The sequence below is a fragment of the Pseudonocardia pini genome (genome assembly GCF_013870575.1).
In the GTDB taxonomy this organism is placed as follows: Bacteria; Actinomycetota; Actinomycetes; order Mycobacteriales; family Pseudonocardiaceae; genus Pseudonocardia; species Pseudonocardia pini.
The window spans coordinates 1-3,074 of the sequence record NZ_JACBXB010000682.1; the positions used below are offsets into that span (position 1 = coordinate 1).

General features: G+C 74.8%; 2 protein-coding genes. Both read left to right on the plus strand.

What is annotated here, in order from left to right; all coding sequences use genetic code 11:
• Positions 1 to 1,568: condensation domain-containing protein (locus tag H5J29_RS27095; RefSeq protein ID WP_246394347.1), on the plus strand; the 1,568-nt coding region annotated here is incomplete at its 5' end.
• On the plus strand, positions 1,565 to 2,968 hold the full coding sequence (locus H5J29_RS27100; RefSeq protein WP_312858436.1) for a DHA2 family efflux MFS transporter permease subunit: 1,404 nt from the start codon (positions 1,565 to 1,567) through the stop codon (positions 2,966 to 2,968). The genes H5J29_RS27095 and H5J29_RS27100, both read left to right, overlap by 4 nt.
• The last annotated feature ends 106 nt before the right edge of the window (positions 2,969 to 3,074 follow it).

A 3,074-nucleotide genomic window follows, 5' to 3' on the forward strand; every position in this document is an offset into this window, starting at 1 on the left:
GAGCGACCGGCGGGGGCACGGAGCTGGGGATCCGGTTCACCTGGCCCGCCGCGGCCTTCCCCGACCGGGAGCCCGAGGCGATCGCCGCCCGGATGCGGGAGGCGCTCGTCGAGCTGGCGACGGATCCCCTGGTGCGCGCGGGTGTCGGCCTGACCCCGTCGGACGTGCCGCTCTCCGGTCTCGACCGAGCGGCGCTCGCCGGGCTCACGGCGCGCTACGCCCCGGCCCGGGTGGCCGACGTGCAGCCGATCACCCCCCAGCAGGAGGTGATGCTGCGGCGTTCCCGCGCCCACTCGGGCGCGGCCGCCCCGTACGTGGTGCAGGCGGCGTTCACGCTCATCGGTCCCCTCGACGTCGCGGCGATCCACGCCGCGGCCGACGACCTGGTGGCGCGGCACCCCAACCTGGGGGCGGTGTTCCCCGCCGACCTCGACGTCGGGGTCGTCCTCGCCGACGCCCGGCCGCGGTGCCGCGAGGTCACGGTGACCACGACCGAGGAGGTCGACGCCGTCGTGGCCGCCGACCTCGCCGAACCGTTCGACCTCGCCACGGGGCCGCTGCTGCGGCTCACCGTGGTGCGGCGCACGACCGAGGACGGCTCTCCCGAGGCCACCCTGGTGCTGACCAGCCATCACGTGATCTCCGACGGCTGGTCGGCACCCCGGATGCTCGCCGAGGTCTTCGCCGGGTACGCGGCCCGGACCGGGGGCGACACCGCCAGGGCCGCCGAGCCCGTCCCGTTCACCCGCTACCTCGAGTGGCGTGCCGCCCGCGACGACACCGCGGACCTCGCGGCGTGGGCGGCGGAGCTGGACGGGATCGGTCCCCGGACCGGCCTGCACCTTCCCGATCCCGACACCGCGACCGCCGAGGACACCGGATCGGCCCCGCCCCCGACGGTCCTGCACGTGCAGCCGGAGCGGGTCGCGGCGATCACCGCCGCGGCGGCCGCCCACGGCCTGACCCCCAACTCCGCGTTGCAGGGGGCCTGGGCGCTGGTCCTGGCGGCCCGGTCCGCGCAGCGGGACGTCTGCTTCGGCGCGATGGTGTCCGGGCGGCCGCCCGAGGTCGACGGGGTCGAGGAGATCCTCGGTCTGCTCGCGGGCACCGTGCCCGTCCGGGTCCGGCTCGACGGCACCGGTGTGTCGGGCGGGGGCACGCTCGCCGCGGCCCTGGTCGACCTGCAGTCCCGGCAGTTCGCCCTGGCCCCGCACCAGCACGTCGGGCTGCCCGCCCTGGAGCGGCTCGTCGGGCGCGAGCCACTCGTCGACAGCCTGGTGGTGTTCGAGAACTACCCGTCCGACCCCAGCACGCTGCAGGCCCCGGCACCGGGGCTGCGGGTCGTCGGGGTGCGGGGCACCGGCACGACCCACTACCCGCTCACCGTCACCGTCATCCCGGAGTCGGGAGCCTGGATCGTCGTGCTGACGCACCGCGCGGGGCTCCTGGACACCGCCACCGCCGCCGCGATCGCCACCGATCTCGAGCGCGCCCTCGAGGCGCTCGCGCAGGCGGACACCTTCACCGATCGACCCGGCGATGTGCTGGAGAGGCTGGCCCGTTCGTGAACACCACAGAGTCCCGGATCGACGCGCCGCTGGTGCGCACCGCGTTCATCCTCGTGCTCGGGACGTTCATGTCGTCCCTGGACGCCACCATCGTGACGGTCGGGATCGACACGATGGCGCAGGACCTGAACGCCTCGGTCACCGAGATCCAGTGGGTGACCACGGCCTACCTGCTCGCCGTGGTGGCGGTCGTCCCCGCCTCCGGCTGGCTGGTCGACCGGATCGGCGGGCGCCGCACCTGGATGGGCGCGATCGTCGTCTTCCTGGCGGGCTCCCTGCTGTGCGCGCTGTCCTGGTCGGTCGAGAGCATGATCGTCTTCCGGGTGATCCAGGGGCTCGGCGGCGGCCTGCTGCCCCCCACCGGCCAGACCCTGCTCGCCCGGGCGGCGGGGCCCAGCCGGATCGGGCGCATCATCAGCATCGTCGGCATGGTCCCGTTGCTCACGCCGCTGCTCGGACCGGTGGCGGCGGGCGGGATCCTGGCCGCGGCCCCGTGGCCGTGGCTGTTCTACGTCAACCTGCCGATCGGCCTCGTCGCGGTCGTGCTCGCGACCCGGTTCGTCGACCGGGACGCCCCGGCGGGCTCGGACGTGCCGTTCGACGTCGTCGGCGCCGCGCTGCTGTCCCCCGGGCTCGCGTTCCTGATGTTCGGCCTCACCGGCCTCGCGCACATCGAGACGTCGACGACCCCGGCGCTGAGCATCGGGGCGATCGTCGTCGGAGCCGGGATGCTGGTCGGGTTCGTCGTGCACGGGCTGCGCCACCACGCCCCGCTGCTGGACCCCCGGATGTTCACCCGGCCCCCGCTGGGGGCCGCCGCGCTGGCGCTGGTCATCCTCGGCGCCTCGGTGGTCGGCACCCTGTTCCTGCTGCCCCTCTACCTGCAGACGGCGCGCGGCCTCACCCCGTGGGGCGCCGCCCTGCTGATGGTCCCCCAGGGCATCGGCGCGATCCTCGCGTCGCTGACGGTCAGCCGGATCATCGACCGGGTGGCGCCGCGCGCGATCGTGATCACCGGGGTCGGGCTGATCGCGCTGGGCTCCATCGTGCTGACGCAGGTCCAGACGCCACCGCCGGACGCGCTGCTCGCGGCCTCGCTGTTCGTCCGGGGCCTGGGGATCGCCATGATCGGCGCCCCGGTGATGACGATCGTCTACAGCACGATCGACCGCGCCGAGGTGCCCCGGGCGTCGACGGCGCTCAACCTGCTGAACACGATCGGCGGCTCACTGGGCACGGCGGTCCTCGCGGTCATCCTGCAGAACCGCCTCGACGCCCGCGGGCCCGACCTGGCGGCCGCCTTCGCCGACTCGTTCTGGTGGGTCCTCGGCTTCTGCCTCGTCGCCGCGGTCGGGGTGGTCCGCCTGCCCCGGCGCCCGAGGCGGCCCGCGACCCCCTGACCCACCCCGAGCCCACCCCCGAGAAGAGAACCCGCGACGCGACACCGGCAACGGCCGGACGCGCGCGCCAGAGGAGGACACACAGATGACGAGCATCGGATCCCGA